General features: G+C 36.9%; 16 protein-coding genes. 9 read left to right on the plus strand and 7 right to left on the minus strand.

Translation table 11 applies throughout. From position 1 onward, the window contains the following. The 3 genes from R8G66_06320 to R8G66_06330 all read right to left on the minus strand — a co-directional run bounded on the left by R8G66_06320 (position 1) and on the right by R8G66_06330 (position 2448). Positions 1-486, minus strand: coding sequence for a hypothetical protein (locus R8G66_06320; protein MDW3191957.1), 486 nt, complete (start codon positions 484-486; stop codon positions 1-3). Between the two features lie 13 nt (positions 487-499). Next, positions 500-1876 carry a hypothetical protein gene (locus R8G66_06325; GenBank protein ID MDW3191958.1) on the minus strand — a complete coding sequence of 459 codons (1377 nt, stop codon included), beginning with the start codon at positions 1874-1876 and terminating at the stop codon, positions 500-502. Between the two features lie 170 nt (positions 1877-2046). Next, complete coding sequence (locus tag R8G66_06330) at positions 2047-2448, minus strand: hypothetical protein (protein ID MDW3191959.1); 402 nt, start codon at positions 2446-2448, stop codon at positions 2047-2049. An 880-nt stretch (positions 2449-3328) separates the two neighbouring features. Between R8G66_06330 and R8G66_06335 the strand changes: the two genes are divergently transcribed. From R8G66_06335 to lepB, 8 genes are all read left to right on the plus strand, one after another. Beyond that, complete coding sequence (locus R8G66_06335; GenBank protein ID MDW3191960.1) at positions 3329-4042, plus strand: hypothetical protein; 714 nt, start codon at positions 3329-3331, stop codon at positions 4040-4042. 75 nt (positions 4043-4117) lie between these two features. Further along, positions 4118-4978 (plus strand): hypothetical protein, encoded by an 861-nt coding sequence (locus R8G66_06340; protein MDW3191961.1) that lies wholly within the window; start codon positions 4118-4120, stop codon positions 4976-4978. A gap of 79 nt (positions 4979-5057) precedes the next feature. Beyond that, complete coding sequence (locus R8G66_06345; protein MDW3191962.1) at positions 5058-5234, plus strand: hypothetical protein; 177 nt, start codon at positions 5058-5060, stop codon at positions 5232-5234. Beyond that, the gene (locus R8G66_06350; GenBank protein ID MDW3191963.1) at positions 5212-6945 is read left to right on the plus strand and encodes a recombinase family protein; all 1734 of its coding nucleotides are present in this window, start codon (positions 5212-5214) and stop codon (positions 6943-6945) included. Before R8G66_06345 ends, R8G66_06350 begins: the two co-directional genes overlap by 23 nt. A gap of 414 nt (positions 6946-7359) precedes the next feature. Then, entirely contained in the window at positions 7360-8118 is a 759-nt protein-coding gene (locus R8G66_06355; protein ID MDW3191964.1) for a hypothetical protein, read from the plus strand. Between the two features lie 303 nt (positions 8119-8421). Further along, entirely contained in the window at positions 8422-9933 is a 1512-nt protein-coding gene (locus tag R8G66_06360; protein ID MDW3191965.1) for an FG-GAP-like repeat-containing protein, read from the plus strand. 339 nt (positions 9934-10272) lie between these two features. Beyond that, entirely contained in the window at positions 10273-12276 is a 2004-nt protein-coding gene (locus R8G66_06365; GenBank protein MDW3191966.1) for a hypothetical protein, read from the plus strand. 108 nt (positions 12277-12384) lie between these two features. Further along, the gene (lepB, locus tag R8G66_06370; GenBank protein MDW3191967.1) at positions 12385-13563 is read left to right on the plus strand and encodes a signal peptidase I; all 1179 of its coding nucleotides are present in this window, start codon (positions 12385-12387) and stop codon (positions 13561-13563) included. A 72-nt stretch (positions 13564-13635) separates the two neighbouring features. Here lepB and R8G66_06375 read toward each other — a convergent pair whose 3' ends face one another. The 4 genes from R8G66_06375 to R8G66_06390 form a co-directional block, all read right to left on the minus strand. Continuing rightward, complete coding sequence (locus R8G66_06375) at positions 13636-15399, minus strand: O-antigen ligase family protein (protein MDW3191968.1); 1764 nt, start codon at positions 15397-15399, stop codon at positions 13636-13638. Between the two features lie 183 nt (positions 15400-15582). Further along, positions 15583-16119, minus strand: a complete 537-nt coding sequence (locus R8G66_06380; GenBank protein MDW3191969.1) for a hypothetical protein — start codon at positions 16117-16119, stop codon at positions 15583-15585. Beyond that, a complete protein-coding gene (locus tag R8G66_06385) occupies positions 16116-17255 on the minus strand; it encodes a BF3164 family lipoprotein (GenBank protein ID MDW3191970.1) in 1140 nt (379 codons plus the stop codon). Before R8G66_06385 ends, R8G66_06380 begins: the two co-directional genes overlap by 4 nt. A gap of 112 nt (positions 17256-17367) precedes the next feature. Then, positions 17368-17616 (minus strand): hypothetical protein, encoded by a 249-nt coding sequence (locus R8G66_06390; protein MDW3191971.1) that lies wholly within the window; start codon positions 17614-17616, stop codon positions 17368-17370. A gap of 349 nt (positions 17617-17965) precedes the next feature. On the opposite strand from R8G66_06390, the gene R8G66_06395 reads away from it, so the two are divergent. Continuing rightward, entirely contained in the window at positions 17966-19033 is a 1068-nt protein-coding gene (locus R8G66_06395) for an efflux RND transporter periplasmic adaptor subunit (GenBank protein MDW3191972.1), read from the plus strand. The last annotated feature ends 39 nt before the right edge of the window (positions 19034-19072 follow it).

A 19072-nucleotide genomic window follows, 5' to 3' on the forward strand; every position in this document is an offset into this window, starting at 1 on the left:
TTAGGATTTGAATTGATTGATCAACTGCTTTAAAGGGATATCTTCAACGAATTGCTGATCACAAAAACTCTTCACAAGTATTTGCTTATCCAGGGTGGAAATAAGTATCTGTAGCTTGGACACATCTAAGGTTTTTTCATGAGCATAAGCATCCATGAATGAAATCACTCGGTCAGCTACTGTGGCAGGATTTACGACAGAGCTTGATCCGACAAAAAAGAGTACCAGGTCTTTGATGGTCAACTCCTCGATTTGTTGCGCACCCGTATGAAGAAATACACGTAATGATTGACCTGGTTTGACAATCCGCACAAATAAGGTCTGCGGGTTTACTCCAGCTTTACTGGCCGTTTCTACTATGAACCGTTGAACATTCTGATTGACCAACTTTTCATATCCAAAAATGTCCACGTTGATCGAATCTATGATGGCCGTCAACTTTTGTTTGATAGGCGTTGATTGCTTGCTTCTAATTGTTTTATTCATTGATTTTTGACTTTTATTGAATTGAAATAGTGGTGGATTGATTTGGATGCAATTGGAGGTTGGAGTGATTGGAAAGAATGGTGGCATGGAATTGCTTCAGTAAGATTGGATCTTGGAGTTTTCCAATTCGCTGTTCACAGTCCCGATACATCTCCAGTGATGGCCTTCTCTTGGCTGTATCTTTCTTTTCATTGTTGAGATAGCGCCGAACCTGAGCGTTCAGAATCAGTTTGAGCTGCACCTCTTGTTTACGTTTTTCCTGTATTTCCCACCACTTTTTAGTACCTGTAAAGCCATGACGGTTAGTAGGGTCGAAATATCTGTCAGGAAGCTGCACAAATCGATTCTCAGGGTCTTTTTGAATGAACTTTTGGACCAGGATGATTCGCTCCGTATAAATTTCATGGACTCTTGTCAGGCGGTCGTCACTTACTGGTTCATACCATTGTCGAAGTAACCTCTTTGCAGCCAGTTCCTGTCTTTCAGTGAGGTATACATCCTTGTAAAGCACGTTTTTCGCCAGATTCCAAAGCCTGTCCGCGTAAAAGGAAGTGGCGGCCCGAGCCGGATTTTCAGGGGATTTATCCCCGTTTTCTTCTCCAACTCGATGCCGCCCTTTTTCCCCTGCATCTTTGTGGGCTTTTTCGGATAACTCACACTTATCCACAGCCGCCGCCCGGCCCGCCACCTTTTCGCTTTTAATTGCCACTTTTTCCCCTGTGTGTCCCGCAAGGGTGTTGCCAGTGTAGCCTGAAAAGGCTTGAGGACTTGTGAGCGCATGCTCACGCCTTTTTGAAGTGTTGCCAGTTGAGACGTTTCGGCTGTTGATGCCCTCACCCGGAGGTATTTTCATGGAGTTAATCACATCCATTATTATATTATTAGTGTTTCTAGTGTTACCAGAGTCTGTATGAGGACGTTTTGTCGATTGTTCCTTTTCAAAATACGCTTTCTGAGCTTCCAGAGCTTGTTTTCGTAACTGCTCATCCCGCTCCATTTTTAGCTCATTTTGGCTCTTTTTTCTGGTTACACACAGTATTTTAGGGTTTATCCACACCTCGTAACTGGCGTTACTGCCATGCCAAACTTTTTGGGTAATGACACCCGCTTCCATCAACTTGCTGATATGCCGCTGAATGGTTCGGCTACTGGAATGGGATAATGTGGCCAGTTGGACATTATTGGTCTTTAAAGACGGTAGATTATCCGGGTCAACCTCTCCAACTCCATTGGCCTTGATAAGAGATACCCCATAAAGCCGTATCAGTTCTTTAGCTGTTGCCGTTACACTTTGTCTTATCTGCCCAGATAGCTCTTCTCTTTGGCTATTGTACAAATTAATGTATGCATCAAGTGCCTTGAATGCAATGCTGTAATGAAGGACGATCATTTTATTTGTCGATCCTTTAAATAAATTGAACATCCACTCTCCAGGTTCATCCTGGGATGGGCTACGTTAAGAAAGAGCCACTGTGTATAGCACTACAGTTCACTTTCGGCAATCAGCGGCCTTAACTGGAGTTAAGCCCTGATCAAACTTTAAATTCCTTTAATCCTGCCTTATCCGAGTATTTGTGAAAATGCCCGAAACAAGCCAAAGGGCTTAAGGTCCAGGTTAGTCGCTTCTCGTAGCAAGTAGGCCCGATGAACCCAAATCATTCCTGGTTCTTCATAAATCGGAGCATCAATTAACTGAGCCACATAGATCTTCAAATTACTGTTTGGTTTATACAATGTTGTTGGATTGCTTACTAACCACGATACACTTTTAAGGGTGGGATTGATGTACCATTCCCCTTGAGCATTTACGTTTCTCGATGATTCTCCAGGAAAGGTGGTTAACTCTCCTTTACGCTCTCTGTAGGGCATGGTCCATATCTCTGACGAACCATCGATAGGTGTGGCATCTGCCTGTAAAATCTTAAACCAGATCTTTGATTTATTTTCTTTTAGTTGAATCATTTTAAATACATTTTTTCCTTGACTAACAAGACGCTTGGTTTGAAATATCTAATGATATACTGCTGCTTATAAGTAATCAGCCCTAGCTTTTTTACTTTAGGTAGCAGCTTCCTGAATTCAACGCTGCTGGAAATCTGAAGCAATTCCATTACCTCGCTCTGATCTATCCAGGTCTCTGACTTTTGTCTGTCCGAAGCCCTGTAGATTAATTCAGGATTTACATTCGAAATACATTTCTGAAATTCAGCAACGAATAATTCCGACGACCTAATACCATTCTCGACCTCATGCATCATTTTGAAAATTTAGAAGGCGATTTACTATTGCAGACCTGTTACTGCCTGATTTCGTCAACTGTTGAAGTTCATCGAACATTTCATTGCGCACTTTCTGTTTCGCTTTGATCAATCTGATACTTGTACTATAAATCAAATCCTCATTTGAAGGTCTTACAGAATCATCATGATTGAAGAACTTATTAATCGTGGGCCTTGTCAGCCCCGTTACTTCCTGGAGTAACCGAGGATAACTATCAAAGTGGGCCGTCAATTGTTCTTTAAGATGTAGAACTTCCTCTTTGTTGTACATAAAGCCTATTTAATTGTAGTTGTTGAATTGTATGATGTACATATTCACATCAAACTTAAAACAAATACGAATTAAAAAGCTAATTATTATGAAAATAAAATCACTATTATGAATTAAGACTATGCTTAATCCAAATTAAAGTGTAAATTCGCTGGACAAGAAATTGTAAATAAAAAGTAAAGTAAAAAAGCATCGTTTTGGGCGGATAATGCGTTAAAACGATAAGTTTCGAGTTCAAACGAAATCGAAGCAACTAAATAAACAACACTGAAATCCCTAAGCGCTAAATTAAATGGACAACAAACTAGAAGGCATTAACCTAAGATTCATTCAGGCTGTTGATCACGTGATTGATGTACATAAGGTGGCAGGTATGGAGCCTAAATCAGCCAGGTCATTGAGTGTATTCATCGGAAAGGATCCCAATACTATTTCCAGGATAAGACAAGGTTCCAAGGACGTTTCGGCTGAGCAGGTCAAACGATTTGCTGCACTTTGCGGGATAGATCTCAATTTCTTCTACAATGAAAATATTCAGCTGATCTATCAGGCAGATATGTTCAATGAGGAAAACCTCAAACGGTCAATTGAGGGTCAGACCATCAATATGGATTTCTCCAACTCCGGAAACGAGAACACGAACCTTCAATTAGGGGCTGGTGATTTCTCTGGAAACATTTACAATCATGGAGCCTCTAGCGCTGAACACAGCCATAGAGATACTCACTATCACTTCTATCAGGCAGAACAACTTGTAAAGACCATACCAGCTCAATTTCAACAGAGCCTTACCAATCAACTACAGGAAATTAAATTAAGCTATATGAAGCTTGAAAAAGAACTCTTAGACAGGACAGAAGAGCTAAAAAAAATAACCAAAGAGTATTTGGCGGAAATTAAACTATCTCAGACGAATGTAACCAATTTAATGGAACAATTAAAGAAAGAACGGGAAGCAAAAGACGATCTTTATCTGAGATACATCAAATCACTGGAGAATAAGTAAATAACGCAATCAATAGCGTTATATAGAAACATAATTTATTTATACCCCGTATAAATTCATGCGGGTCAAAAAAAGATGAACAGCTTCGAAGAAAAGCTTAAGCAGTCCATTGTTGAGCTGACCTGTTTTGATAATCAGGGAGCAGAAGAAGTATTTGGTTTTTTTAAGAGCAAGGAGACAGAAGAAATTCGGTTTCAATTCAATACAAAAAGATTTCGGTTGCAAGAGTTCTCACATATCGAGAGGTTAATTCAAGAGGGTAAAAATGATGTTTTATTATACCCAGGTATAATTAATGAATTTATCCCCCCTATAAATAATGAACAGGAAGAAGAAGTAGCCATGCTTAGCATGGTTGAGGTAATCTGGTTGACTTGTGTGAGTTACATGGTTGATTTTGGATTGCCATTAGATCAAATAAAAGAGATTAAGCAGAAGGTGATTTTGAATGAGGAAGAAGTAGTCGATAAATACCCCTTAATTCAGTATTTCCTGTTTGGGGCGATAGCTGGCCACTTGCCTGTATTCTTCATGATTTATACGGATGGAAGGTTCAAATTGGTTTCAGATGAAGACTATTTGGAGCAATGTCAAGCTGATGGATCAAGTAATCACCTCATCATCAGTATCAATCAGGCTCTAAAGGACACTTTCCCAAAATTATTTAAGGTCGATCCTATCTATGTCACTGCTCACAAAAAAAGCCTCAAACATGGCGAGTGGGAGCTAATAAAAGAACTCCGCTCAGGAAACTACCAGTCCATAAAAGTTAGAATGAAGGGCAATGAGATTGATCTATTGGAAGGGGTTGAAAGAATGGAGGTAAATAAGAAGTTGGTGGACATTTTAAAATCAGATGATTTTCAGAACATTGACCTTCGACAGGAAAATGGAAAGGTTGTTTCTATCCAAAGGACTCTAAAAAAGAAATTATAGCTATGATAAATAATCAGGCGTATTACGGTCATTGTATTCTTGATGTAATCCACATGAGAGTGCTATTGACAGAGTGGAAATGTCTAATTCAAAAAAGAGTAAAAAGACAAGAAGATTAACCATTGAAAAAGTAAGAGAAAAGACTAGATATAGAGATATATCGGATGAAGAAGCAGAAGTCATAATTGGTCAATTGGATCGATTAGCTGAAATCATTGTAAAACATATCATTTATGAAGCACCTGAAAGAGTTTGATAAATTCATACATAAGAAGTCGGATGAGATTGACTTAAATAAGAATGTATGGCTTTATACAAGAGTATCTTCCAAAGATCAATATGTGAACCAGAGTCTTGAAAATCAGAAAAAGTATGGCATTGAATATTGCGTAAAGAATGAATATATCTTATCAAAGACTTTTGGGGAGACTTATGAGAGTGCACGAGGAGACTTCACCAGGCGAGAGTTCAAAAGTCTAATAGAGAGCGTCAAAAGGTCAAGGAGGCGGCCATTTGCCATACTCCTGTATAAGATGAGTAGATTTTCCAGAACAGGTGGGCATGCTATCTCATTAGCAACAGAGCTTATTGAAGTATTAGGGGTCCACCTTATTGAAGTTTCTAGTGGAAAGAGTACTTTGACCGAACGGGGAAAGCTTGAAATATATGAACGGCTTCTAAAAGCTCGTGAGGAGAATATTGAGAGGTTAGAAATGACCGTACCAGGAATGACTAGCTTCGTTGAAAATGGTAATTGGCTTGGACGAGTACCACGTGGATATGATCACTTTGGCCCAAGAGTGAAGGATACTACTAAAATTAGTGGTGAGCAGAAAATTGTCATAAATGGAGAAGGGAAAATACTAAAGGAAGCTTGGAAGAAGAAGGCGCTTGGATCGAAAGATTCCGAAATACTCATATTTCTTAGAGAGAAGGGAGTCAATTTCACCAAACAAGCTCTAAGTAGAATGTGGCGAAAACCATTTTATTGCGGAATCATTGTCCATAACATGCTTGGTGAGAAAGTTGTGAAAGGGAATCATCAGACTTTAGTCTCGCAAAAAGATTTTCTTAAAATTAACCGAGATTTAGAGCGGAATAAAAAGGGGTATGACAGTTCCAATGATGAAGAAAATCTTCCACTTAACAATTTCGTTCGAAGCCTCGATTGTGGAACTTCCTACTCAGGCTATTGTGTGAGGAAAAAAGGGTTATACTATTACAAGAATAATAGAACGGGTAGCAGAGAGAATATTAGAGCAGAAAAGCTTCATGAAAGCTTTGTTGACCTTCTAATGGAAATTGAGCTAGACAAGGCCATTGATGCCGATCTTCTTGCCCTTGCCATCAGAGATAAAATTCAAGACATCTATAAGGTAGATGTGGAATCACAGGAGTTGGTTAAAAAGAGAGTTCTTGAAATAGATTCCAGGCTAACCAGCTTAAAGAGAAAATACATGGTTCTTGATCTAATTAGCAAAGAGGACTATGATTTGTTTAAGGCTGAATTGGACCAAGAAAAGGCTCAATTATTGAAGGATTCTGAAAATTCAATTTCAGAGTTCTCGAACCTACAAGAAATCATTAGTAAGGGTGTAAGAATATCCCAAAATATGTCGATTCTGTGGCTTAAAAGCGGTTTTCAACTTAAAAAGGCATTGCAAAACGTGATCTTCCCTGAAGGAATACTGTTCGACTTTAAAAACAAGGTTTCTCGAACCCAAAGAGTCAATGAAATTTTTCAATTAAACTATTCAATATCAATGAGTTACTGTAAAAAACCAAAAAGGACAAGCCTCAAATTTGAAACTTGTCCTGTGATAGTAGCGGGAGGAGGACTCGAATCGCACCGGCGACCCGGCTCCGACCTTCGGGCTCATAACCTGACGAGCTTTGATAATCTGAATTTTTGGGATGGTTGCGAATACAGACTTAAACAACAAAAAAAGGCCAACTTTTCAAGTTAGCCTTTGTCTTAGTAGCGGGAGGAGGACTCGAATCGCACCGGCGACCCGGCTCCGACCTTCGGGCTCATAACCTGACGAGCTTTGATAATCTGAATTTTTGGGATGGTTGCGAATACAGACTTAAACAACAAAAAAAGGCCAACTTTTCAAGTTAGCCTTTGTCTTAGTAGCGGGAAAGCCTGAATTCTCGAACTTTTTCACAAATGATTTGAGCCTCTTTTCTGGGTTTCTTGATCTGTATTCAAATTTTTCCAATTCCTTATTGAAGGACGTTGGACCTTCAATTTTATCAACTCAAAATGCATGAGGGTGATGGAAAGCAATAATCGAACATTCAAGGAGATCATATCGGATATTTTCACAAATCACATATGGACGTACAGAACATTTTTATTGATCATAATAATTGGTGCCATGGTCAACAACTTGGAGCATAGTGCTGACCTTTATATGAAGATCAGTTCAAAGGTGGATGAACTGCAGGCTTACTCCGTAGTAATCATTTTTGACCTTATTGTAATCGCGCTGATAGGAGTTGGTGACTCCAAAGCACTAATATTTGCCATTAGTGTGTTTTTCATCAATGAGTTATCCTGGGATGGCGTTACCGTTTTTTATCAGGTCTATAAAAAAGCCTGGGATGTGAATTATACCATTGATAAGTCAACACAAGAATATTTGAAACTAATCGAGAAAGGATTAACGATGTTCATTTATGGTAGCACATTCGCCTTCACTGTTCACCATTTCAGCTATATGTACAAAACTCAATTAATCAAGAGAAGTAAGTTTAACGGGCTAGTCAGCAAACTTCGTAAAACACTAGCTGACCTTTCAAGAAGGCTTGCCGAATCTGATAGTTTACTAGCTGAGAAGGAAAAAGTTTTAGCTGAAAACTTAAAGAGCGTTGCTGATATGGAGTCGAAGTTGTCAGCTGCCAATGAAGAGCTAACAGCAAACCAACAGCAAGCGAAAAAAAATCAAGACGAAGTAGAGGAGTTAAGAAATTTTAAGTCCAAAATTGATGAAGAACTCACATGCATTTGTGGTGTAAAATTCGAAACCATGGGTGCCGTACATGGACACAAAACAAAATGTAAAGTGCATAAAGCTTCTAAGAATAGTAATGAGGCTGTTGAAAGTCAGAGATTAAAACAAATCGAGAATCAGTAATCCAATTCTTTATACTTCGAGAGCACTGATGTATGGTTCTTTTTTTTAATAATGTTTGACCGAGTATCAGATATTCTCAGACAATTAATCAAGCTTAAAATTCACTTTCTATGACCTTAGTGGAATTTTGAAGCACTAAACCTTTATTTATACTGGGAATCTTTTGACAAAGAAATTCACTCAAAGAGCCGCTTAATAGGCCTTTTCGAAGGCTTGATTTAAGAGAATATTATTTTTATAAGTACTGTTTTCATATATATGCGATATTATGTATATTGTTTGTGACCGCATTTTAAGATAGATATGAGAAAAATACTCTCCTCTTTACTGACTTTCACGTTCTTTTTTTTAAATGCCCAAGACACCCTATATCAAAAGCATAAAGTATCTGTTCCAGGTAGTGGGAGCCAATTCGCCCGACACTTTTACACAGGTGATTTTAATGGAGATGGTCTTACTGATCTTATAATTGGAGAACGCCTACAGGGTCCAAATAATAACGGATATGTACATTTTTATCATGGAACCACAACTGGATTTATATGGGAAGATGACATCCGTTTTAGCGAAGAAGAATCGTCCTACGGACAGTCGGTTGCTGCAGGAGATATAAATAATTATGGATACGATGATATCATAGTCGGTGCCCCTCGTAGCGACAATGGTTCACCGGATAATAACAAAGATTATGGCGCACTTTTTATCTATCTAGGATCCAGTTCTGGAATTGATGATTTCAAACCTCATTTTAGAAAAAATGGGCATCAAGATGTACAGTTTTTAGGTGTGTCATCAATTTTTGTAGAAAATTTAAATGGAGACGGTTACGGAGATTTTGTTACAACTGCTCCCAGAGAAGATATAATTTTCAACGAAACGGGCGCTATTGATATTTGGTTTGGATCTGCGACTGGATACAGTGGAACTAACACAAAAATAGCAGGATCAATTGGCGGAGATTGGCAAGGGCTATGGCTTGCTAACGCTGGTGATATAAATAGTGATGGATTTGACGATATAATTTCTGGTGGCATAAAAAGCGTCAAAGTCTTCTTAGGGGGCTCAGGCTTAATCGGCACAAGTACATTTCATGAAATCTCAAATATTCATAGTAGTGGAAACGCTCAAGTTATGGGTTCAGGTGATGTGAACGGAGACGGTTTTGACGATATATCTTATCAAGATCCTAGCAATCGTTTACATGTTCTATATGGAGATTCCAGTAGTCTAAATTCTTCACCGAATTGGAGCCTTCAAGATGTACCAAATTCAGAATATCCGTGGAATGGAATTTCCTCACTGCTAGGTAAAATTGGAGATTGGAATCGTGATGGATTTGATGATTTATTGGTTGGTAACTTAGATAAGTACGCTTATGTTATCAATGGCGGCCCAAATGGGCTTGAAAATGAGATAAGTCTAGTACTGTCTAACACGAATAATCATAATTTTAGTCAGGTCTCTCATCAAATTGGTGATAATGATGATAACGGAGAATTCGAGATCGCCATTGCTGCTACAAACCATAACTCTCTGTACACTTTTGAATTCCCAGAACAGAGGATCATTTTATCAGATTGGCAGAATGAAGGAAATCAAGGCGGTGGAGAAATGGGATTTTACATTTCTGGAGCGGGTGATGTAAATGGAGATAATATCGACGACTTTCTAATAGGTTCACATTTATATGATGAGTCATATACCAATAATGGTAGAGTAAGCTTTTTTTTAGGATCAGATTCAGGCCCATTACCACTTCCTACATGGGTAAATGAGTTTGATCAGACTGATTCACCTGATAAAGATTCTTTTTAGTATTTTATTATGATTATCTTTGATAACAGTTAAATTCGATATTAGCGAGATATAACTCACCTTTTTATTTTAAAAAACATAGAAGAACTGAAGTTTTGTGATTTAAAATATGTCACAATATATGATTGAATGTGAAGTGCTAAACCATTAACGAGTTTAATTTCTTAAGATCAATTTCATTATGATATGTCTTGTTTTCTATCTATAGAAATTTAGAAAATTAATATACTTGTATTTTAAGATAAAGCAACTCCTTTCAATTATTTTTTCCTCCGAGGTCAATCGAATTTGATCCCCCAGGCGATGTCCACCGAAAGAACTAAATGAAGTAAGAAAATTATGATTTACGACAAAGAAAAGGGAGCGACTAGGTTTTCGATCATTATTCTATTTTTTATTTTAAACTCATGTAATTCGATTCCAGAAAATGTCCAAGGTGTTATGAAAATTTCTGGTGATAACTCCAAAGAGATTCAAATCGTTTTGGATCATTATTCTGCACCGAAAGATAGCCTGAAGTTAAGGGCTGCATATTTTCTCATAGAAAATATAACGAGTAAGTATTCATTTGATCATAGTAAGATTGGAGATCATAAAGCATTGTTGAAATTCATTGACTCCGTGCATGTCGCTCAGGATCCAGTGGTAGATAATCCTGCGAAGTTTTGGGACACTTTATCTATTAGCCAACAGGGGCATACAATAGTTGATAGTTTTTGGGATACCTTAAAAACCAAGCATGGAAACTTCTCAACATACTCGTTACCAATCATTCCAGACATCAAGGTTATAACTTCGAAACTATTGATAGAGAACATTGATTCTTCTTTTGAAGTTTGGAGACGTCCATGGGCGAAGCATCTTAGTTTCGATCAATTTTGTCAATATATTTTACCTTACAGGAATTTAACCGAGCCACTACAAAATTGGAGGAATCAGGTATATGAAAATTTCAACCAAGTATTAGATTCTCTAAGTACAAGTAATACAAGTGCTTTACAAGCAGCTCAGGCAATTTACAATTATGCAGCTGTGGTGAAAAATAATTATTGGACTTTTAGAGAATACCCCGATTTGGGGTGGGATGATCTCGATAAAATTCGAATGGGTACTTGTAGAGATCAGAGTAATTATATTGCCTATGTCATGCGTTCGCAGGGGATACCGATAGGTACTGTTTTTCACGCACATGGAACAGAGTGGAATGTGCTGTTAAACAGCGATGGACGTTACTTGCAGTTCGGTGCTGTAAGGTATCCCCCTGCCGAAGATTATAATTATTATTTAGATTATTGGAAAAGCCCATCTACTACGACTTCAAAATTCTTTATGCACTCTTATAAAGAGGATCTTAGATTGTTAAATTCGATTCCCATCAGTAGCATTCCTCCAGCTTTTAGAGATCCAAATATTAAAGATGTAACAGGTGAGCTTCATGACAATCCGGCAGCGTTGGAAATTAGTCTGGATACCGAATTAAATCACAACGGTTACTTATTTCTATGTGACTTCTTTAGTGACCTTGGCTGGTCAGCTGTAGATTGGGCCTTGATTGAAGGTGATGATGCTTCCTTTAAATACTTGGGAACTGAAAAGGTTTATTTACCTGCATTATATGAAGATGATGAATATCGATTTGTTCATGCTCCTGTTTATATTGATGAAAATGGGAAAAATATTCTACTTGAGCCGAATAACGATTTCGAAAAAGTTCGTTTATATAGAAAATTTCCAAGAGGTGTAGCTGAATCTCGCTTCGCTAGAAAGATGGTTGGAGATTATTTTCAAGTTGCCAACAAAAGTGACTTTTCGGATGCCTTGAAAATTCATCAAATTACAAAATTACCAGATAGAGCGGAGTATCCATTAATCAAATTGGAGAAAAAATATCAATTCGTGCGCTACGTATCAGTCAATGGACCTATGAACGTAGCAGAACTCAATTTTCTCGATGATCAGGATCAAATTCTAGATGGTAAAGTCATCCATTCGTCTATGGATACCAAATTAGACTATGAGTTCGCATTCGATGGAGATATTCGTACAAATTATAATAATGAAGATTCAAGTTCGTGGGTTGGACTGAGGTTTGATCTTCCTGTGAGAATAGCAAAAGTTAAATACTTATTTCGAAATTCGTTCAATTTCGTTGAGCCTGGGCATGAATATGAACTTCTATATTGGAAAGAAGGTCACTGGATTTCATTGGGTAAAAAATATGCTGCTGAGGATTTTATTGATTTCGAAGCTCCTACAAATGCTCTTTTAAGACTTAAAAACCACACAGAAGGTAAGGATGAAATGGTGTTTTTTATGCGAAACGGTATTCAGATATGGGGTTAATGTCTTTAGGTGAGACTTGAGTTAAGTACTTAAACCAATATTTTGTAATTCTTATCCAACTATCAGGATATCCTAATACTGAATATAAAACCTCTTTCAACTAAGCACTTGAAAAAATCATTTCTCTTTACACTTACTATCTCTTCTTTAGTCTTATTGACTGGTTTGTGGTGGTTGTCCTTGATGATTCTTATAACATACCTATTTCTGCGTCTAGGTTATCCAAAAATTGTAACAATCCTTAAAGGACATTTTATCATTTTGAGCATATTGAAAATCATTGCAGTAGTACTACTTGCAATTTGGATTAGGGTGTTTATAATGGAGTTTTACGTGGTTCCCAGTCATTCTATGGCAGATACTATTCTCCCTGGAGACAAACTATTATTAAATAAATTGACTTACGGACCTAAATTGCCTCGTTCACCGTTCGAAATTCCCTGGGTCGATCTTTTATATTATTATTCGTCCAATAAGCGTAATGACAATAATCGACGTTATTGGTGGAATTATCATAGATTGTCTGGGTACAGTCAATATAGTCGTGGCGACATAATGATTTTTACTCACCCCTACGACAATACTGAATATATTAAAAGGTGTCTAGCAATCCCAGGAGATACGCTTCGGATTTTTGAAGGCCAAGTCTTTTTGAATGGTAGATTTATTGAAGACTTATCGACTGTGAAGAGGAACTATACAGTTCTATACGATAAATCGCAACTAGGGAAAGACATATTTCAAAGTTCACAAGGTGTTTTTTTTGGAAATAATGAGCGAGAAGGTAGGATAAATGCCATACTTACAAAATCTGATGCTGAAAAACTAGTTGAATTAGAGGGTATCGATTCTGTTCGATTAAATTTTATTCCGATAGATACTATTCCTCGAACATACCCATGGGGTGATGAAAATCCTGAGATAGTATGGTCAGAAGATTTCTTTGGACCATTGATTATCCCCAAAAAATCTTGGACTGTCTCTTTGAATATCTATAATTTCCAATTGTATCAACAAGTCATAAATCATCATGAGGGGTTGAAAGAAGAGTTGAGCTGGAAAAGTGGTGAGTGCTACTTGGGCGATGAAGTTGTCAAATATTATACTTTCAAGAAAGACTATTATTTCGTTATGGGTGATCACCGAAATGGGTCTTTTGATTCTAGATATTGGGGTCCCCTTCCTGAGGAGAATATTGAAGGCAAAGCTGTATTAATTTTATTTTCTAATGAGGATGGCGGTAAGTCAGCCTTTCGGTGGAATAGAATTCTCAAAACATTGAAGTAAATTGGATTTTTTGAGGTTATGAATTGCCCTCGATGACAACCTTTTGATGAATAGGAACAAGTTCCTCAATTCTTATTCTGACTTATATTTATTAATTAATTCCTCCATTTCAATTTTCATCTCATCAATGGCTAATGAAGGAATCTTTTCTCTCATTTTTAAAAGTAATTTCGCAGTTTCTACCGCTTTCTTTTGTTCACCCATTTCCTCATAGAGTTTAGCTAAAAGATATCTCGGATAGAACTTGTGAGGAACAAGGTAAAATGCATGCTCATAGGCAGCCCTTGCATTGTCGTATTCCTTCAATTCTTGATAACAGTTGCCTAAAGAATTATACAAATATGGATCTGAAGCATGCAAAGATGCTAGTTTCAATATTCGAATTCCTTCACGATAGTCATTAGCTAAGGTTAAAGATTGTCCATACTCAAACAAGAACTCACCATTTTCCTTCAAAACATCAAAGTGCTTATCAAAAAGTACTATACTACTCTCATAATTACCGTATAGCTTAAGCTCCGAAGCCCTTTTCCAACCTCTATAAGCATGATAATACGTGTGAGTCTGAAATAGCGCTGCTAAAAGAAAAATTAGTAAAATAATTGACCCTACTGATCTAATTCCCCGAGTGATTTCAAAAGAGATTATTGTAGTGTTATCTTGGCTTGATATTATTCCAATATAAACAAAATAATAAAATAAAATAGGAGTTACGGAGAAAGGGTATGAAAACAATGAGAATACCACGATAGAGACTAGTCCCGATAATGCCGCAATTGAAAGAATATCTCGTGGAGTGTAGGTTCGAAAATTTCTGAATGCAAACAAAGCTGATACTAATATCCCGGTAAATAAAAATAAGCCTAAAACCCCTTGTTCGACTCCAATTGCTAACCATTCGTTAAAAGCATATTCGCCTTTACCAGCCACCTGAGCTTTTTGCCAGTTATCCGCTTCGAAACGAAATAAATTGGCCTGTTCACTACCAAATGCCGCGTTGTACTGACCAAATCCAACTCCAATTAATGGATTGTTCGCAATTAACTTTAAACTAACTTCCCAAGTAAGAATACGACCCATTGCAGAATCCTTTTTCCACTGAAACAACCCAAAACTTATTGCACCGGTCAATATTATGACTATTATGGTACTAAGTATTCTTTTGGTTTTGGTGCGAAAATAAAAATTAAATATTGTTGGAACTCTGTAGATCAATGTATAACTCAAGAACGTACTTATTACTATCGCGAGCCAGGAGGCTCTGCTTTGAGTTGAAGGGATTATAATCAAAATGAGGAGTAGTGTTATTATTCCCAAGTAGCGTATTCCAACTTGAATGAATTGTTTACCGTTTAGTTTTTTGATAACAATTAAAGCAACTGGAAATATTGTAGCCAAAAATCCGGCAAAGGGACCTGGATTGAAAAAGGATCCAGTAACCGCAAATACTGGATGATAACTTTCTTTATATCCATATAATTCTCCCAATCCATTTATGCATTGATAAATACCAGAAAATAATATAACTATTATTATGGTATTTGTGTTGATCATACTTCCAGGCGAAAAAGATGATCTAATCAATCCATAAACAGCAGCCATAAGTACCCATTGCAAGAAATCTGGAGAGCTAATCTCAGGAATAGATTCAAAAGCTTGTCTTAGAACCAAAAAAGAAAAAAAAGCGGTTATAAGAATGTCCGTACGATTAAGTTTGAACAACTTTTTATGCGACAATCTCAGATTAAGCATTACATTGATGGCCAGTACGAGGATAGTGGCAAAAAGGAAATAGAACAGCTTCCCATTTCTAACTCCGTACTTCAGTTCAGGCATCAAAACAATTGAACTCATGAAAAGAGTACAAATAAGCCCTAACTTCAGTAAGTTGACCCATTGGTTTCTGTCAATTTTACTTATTGTCGAAATTATCCGATGGTACATGTCTCGAAAATTGTAGAACTCACTAGAATTTTTATCTCGTTGAAAGGAAAGGTTTTGAATCCGATTACATTTAACTCAATTCTGGATGATATCCAGGTATTTCTTTTTCATCTCTGCCGTGAATGGTGGACCAGTGAGAAGTACACGATTTTGATTGTCAAGTAAAAAGGTCAGTTCTTGAGGTTCATTACCTAATTCATTTACGATGCGAAATCTGTCTCGTGTATCTAGAAATACTGGGAATTCAAAACCAACTTCTATATTAGCTAACTTGAAATCCTCTTTTGTTGCACCTACGTAGCAAAAAAAGCTTACATTATCCAAAGTATCAAAACTTAAGATATGTGACCTCCAGGGCCAAATACTTTTCCAGCATGGATGGCAGTAGAGATCCCCATACGTCACTATCTTAAAGGAATTTTCAGTTTTAGGTAAAGTAAGATCAGCGTTTGGTAAATATGGTACTACTGCATGTTGCATCAAATCGATTGTTTTGATACGGATTTCAGTTCTCACTTTGTCCTTTCGTGACTCATATTGACAAGAACCTAACAATATAGAAATTGCAATGAGAAGAAGCGGTACTGGAAAACTTGATAGATCTCTTTTCATAATTTCTCATCAGATAAGAAACCGATATCAAATTCAAGAATTTGTGTGAAACCTTTTTCCAAATCTACATGCGTAGAATACAAGTGTCTCCCGGATTCATCTATCTCTAAAGGAAACTGAATTCGTTTATCCAGTTTCAGTCTAGCAACAGGTTCTCCTTCCCAATTCATCACTAAAATGTAATTGTAGAAGTCCCTTATTCCTTGACGCGACATTTCGCGAAATTCGTCTTTACAAAATGGGAAAAATAAGAAGTCATCATTTGCAGCCAAATTACCTGCCCCTACAATCGCTCCATTGCCTATTCTGATCACATAAGGTTTTCCGTCCTTATACGTTGCTTCTTTAATTATAGGTGTGTGCCAGTTCAGCATTAAACTTTGTTCGAATATTTTTGTCGTAGAGTTGTAATCAAATAGCGATAGGGTAGAGCGTGAGATTGAAGCTAGTTTAGATAGTTTACTGCTGAATTGAAGAGATTCACGACCCTCAAATATAAAACCTAAGTGACGGTTGTCATATTCTACTTGAGATTGAACATAAGGGTATTCACCAAACGAATTTTCAAAATTTCCGCTTTCGTTGAAGTAATGATACCGGCCTTGACTAAAGCTGCCAGTAGCTATTATTTTCTCTCGATCCAAAGTGAAAAAATTCGAAATTTGGTCATCAGATTTAGGCCTTTTCAGTAAAATAGTAGTATCTGGTTCGTTTTTACAGGATAATAGACCTTCTTTTGAGAAATAATGCAGTTTTGGTATGTTCGCTTCATCTATTACAACAAGCTTATCCTCCAAAACATGAATTTTTGGATTCACGTACTCATTCGGACCTTTTCCATTTTGTAAAATTCGGCATATAATTTCTTTCGACTTGGGGTCATAAATTGAGCCATGATGTGCATCATTTTGATCGATGAACACGAAATAATTCTCTAATAACCTAAAGTAAAAAGGTCGAAGTAGACTAACAGTGTCGTCAATGAATATTTCACTTTCAAGATTAATTTCTTGTTCAAATGCTTCCAAAAATTCCTCTGCGGTTTCGGCCGTTTCGATATTTGCATCTTGGCAAGCTTCAAGAATAAAGATGCATGAAATCAAAAAAAATAATATGAAGAGAGAGTCTTTAGTCATATTTCGTTCGAGGCTAAATCAATAGTTGTTGAATGTTAAACATCCAAGACTGTTTTTTCATGAAGTTCAATCTTGGATGCTAAAAAGAAATCAAAAATGGGTAGATATTTTATCAATTATAATAATAAGGACCATCTTGATATCTAGAACTAAGTCCATTGTTGCAACCTCCTGCACCAAATTCGCAACACACATCCATGCCAGTCGCCATCTCTTGACAGATAGCGGCAGAGGCTTCTTTCAGTTGAAACAAGTTAACTGTGTTAAATTGATCTTTAGATTGCGCCCCCATGTTGTAATTTAATGACATAATCGCCACCATGGTTAATGTGGCAAATCCGAAAAGAATTTTCTTTTTCATAATTATAATTTTAATTGAATAATTGTTTTACCTAACCTTGTCAAAGTTGTCAATTAAGGTGTGCGAAAGATAGTTACATTAATTGATATTTACTAAAGATAAAATAGCGAAGCATACAAAAAATGGCTTAAGTGTAATATCAGGTTTATTGTATGTTCGATTTTTATCAACTTCGATTTAAACACTTAATAATCGGTATATGTAGTAATAGACTCTTTAAACGATACGACAAAATGACTCTGGAAAACACATATACTCATCAATCTTATAAATTTCAATCGTGTTATTAAAATATTTCCATTGGAAATGGACGGTTGCAGAGAACTAATCAAGACCGAAGGTTTAGAAAATGAAAAAGAAACTGTTATTCTTATTGGCAATGACTAATATCTTACTTTCCTGTAATGGGCCTGTACTTAATCAGGAAACTAAAGTCATGAAACGTAACTATCTGGCCTATTTGCCAGAAGTTAAAGTTGATACTTTAGTGAGAAGGAATTTTTACCGGGAAGTAATAAGTAATGGATTTCTTGAAGCATCTCGAAAGTCGCTTATCAAACCCACAATAGATGGTCAATTGAAGAAGCTAAATGTACATAATGGTCTACATGTGAAACAGGGAAGTACAATTGCTATTCTGGAAGATGAAGAGATTCTTCTAAAGCTCAAAAAGAATCAACTGGCATTGGCACAAGCTTCTATCGAACTCGAAGATCAATTAGTTAATTACGGAGTCCCCTTGATCGATACAATTGATATGGATCCACACCTACTTAGAAATTTCAAAGTGAAAAGTGGTTACAGTGATGCATTGGTCAATGTTGAAGAATCATACCATGAACTCAGGAAGACTCGTATAACTGCACCATTTTCAGGAAAAATTGCGAATCTATCAACTAAACGTTACGATCAATTACGTGCGGGTGAAGATTTATGCCTGTTAATAGATGATAGTAAATTTGAAGTTGTCTTTTCAGTTACAGAGGCTGAGTTGGCCCTTCTGGAAATAGGGATGAAGATTCAGGTGAAACCTTTTGCAGTAAACGGAAGATATTATGGCACACTTTCTGAGATCAATCCTATAGTTGATAATAATGGTTTGATTAAAGTAAAGGCCACCATCGATGACCGAAATGAACTACTAATGCAAGGTTTACATGTCACTGTGTTAGTTCAGCATCAAGTACCAGATCAGCTAGTTATTCCCAAAGATGCACTAGTCCTGCGTGAGGGACGTAAAGTAGTTTTTACGCTGAGAGAAGATAGTATTGCTTACTGGAATTATGTTGAAACAGGCTTCGAAAATGTAAAGCAGCATACGATTAAAAGTGGACTCTCAGAGGGAGAATTGGTGATTGTTGCAGGTAGCCTGAATTTAGCTCACGAATCGAAAGTGAAAAATATTTCAAATGACTAATTCCCATAGGTTAGCCAACTTTGTTATTTTATCTATCTA

The organism is Cytophagales bacterium (assembly GCA_033344775.1).
Lineage (GTDB): Bacteria > Bacteroidota > Bacteroidia > Cytophagales > Cyclobacteriaceae > JAWPMT01.

Bases quoted from the DNA above. Each gene is read 5' to 3' on its own strand.
- R8G66_06320 (MDW3191957.1), bottom strand. From the start codon at position 486: ATGAATAAAACAATTAGAAGCAAGCAATCAACGCCTATCAAACAAAAG.
- R8G66_06325 (MDW3191958.1), bottom strand. From the start codon at position 1,876: ATGATCGTCCTTCATTACAGCATTGCATTCAAGGCACTTGATGCATAC.
- R8G66_06330 (MDW3191959.1), bottom strand. From the start codon at position 2,448: ATGATTCAACTAAAAGAAAATAAATCAAAGATCTGGTTTAAGATTTTA.
- R8G66_06335 (MDW3191960.1), top strand. From the start codon at position 3,329: ATGGACAACAAACTAGAAGGCATTAACCTAAGATTCATTCAGGCTGTT.
- R8G66_06340 (MDW3191961.1), top strand. From the start codon at position 4,118: ATGAACAGCTTCGAAGAAAAGCTTAAGCAGTCCATTGTTGAGCTGACC.
- R8G66_06345 (MDW3191962.1), top strand. From the start codon at position 5,058: ATGTCTAATTCAAAAAAGAGTAAAAAGACAAGAAGATTAACCATTGAA.
- R8G66_06350 (MDW3191963.1), top strand. From the start codon at position 5,212: ATGAAGCACCTGAAAGAGTTTGATAAATTCATACATAAGAAGTCGGAT.
- R8G66_06355 (MDW3191964.1), top strand. From the start codon at position 7,360: ATGGTCAACAACTTGGAGCATAGTGCTGACCTTTATATGAAGATCAGT.
- R8G66_06360 (MDW3191965.1), top strand. From the start codon at position 8,422: ATGAGAAAAATACTCTCCTCTTTACTGACTTTCACGTTCTTTTTTTTA.
- R8G66_06365 (MDW3191966.1), top strand. From the start codon at position 10,273: ATGATTTACGACAAAGAAAAGGGAGCGACTAGGTTTTCGATCATTATT.
- R8G66_06375 (MDW3191968.1), bottom strand. From the start codon at position 15,399: ATGCCTGAACTGAAGTACGGAGTTAGAAATGGGAAGCTGTTCTATTTC.
- R8G66_06380 (MDW3191969.1), bottom strand. From the start codon at position 16,119: ATGAAAAGAGATCTATCAAGTTTTCCAGTACCGCTTCTTCTCATTGCA.
- R8G66_06385 (MDW3191970.1), bottom strand. From the start codon at position 17,255: ATGACTAAAGACTCTCTCTTCATATTATTTTTTTTGATTTCATGCATC.
- R8G66_06390 (MDW3191971.1), bottom strand. From the start codon at position 17,616: ATGAAAAAGAAAATTCTTTTCGGATTTGCCACATTAACCATGGTGGCG.
- R8G66_06395 (MDW3191972.1), top strand. From the start codon at position 17,966: ATGAAAAAGAAACTGTTATTCTTATTGGCAATGACTAATATCTTACTT.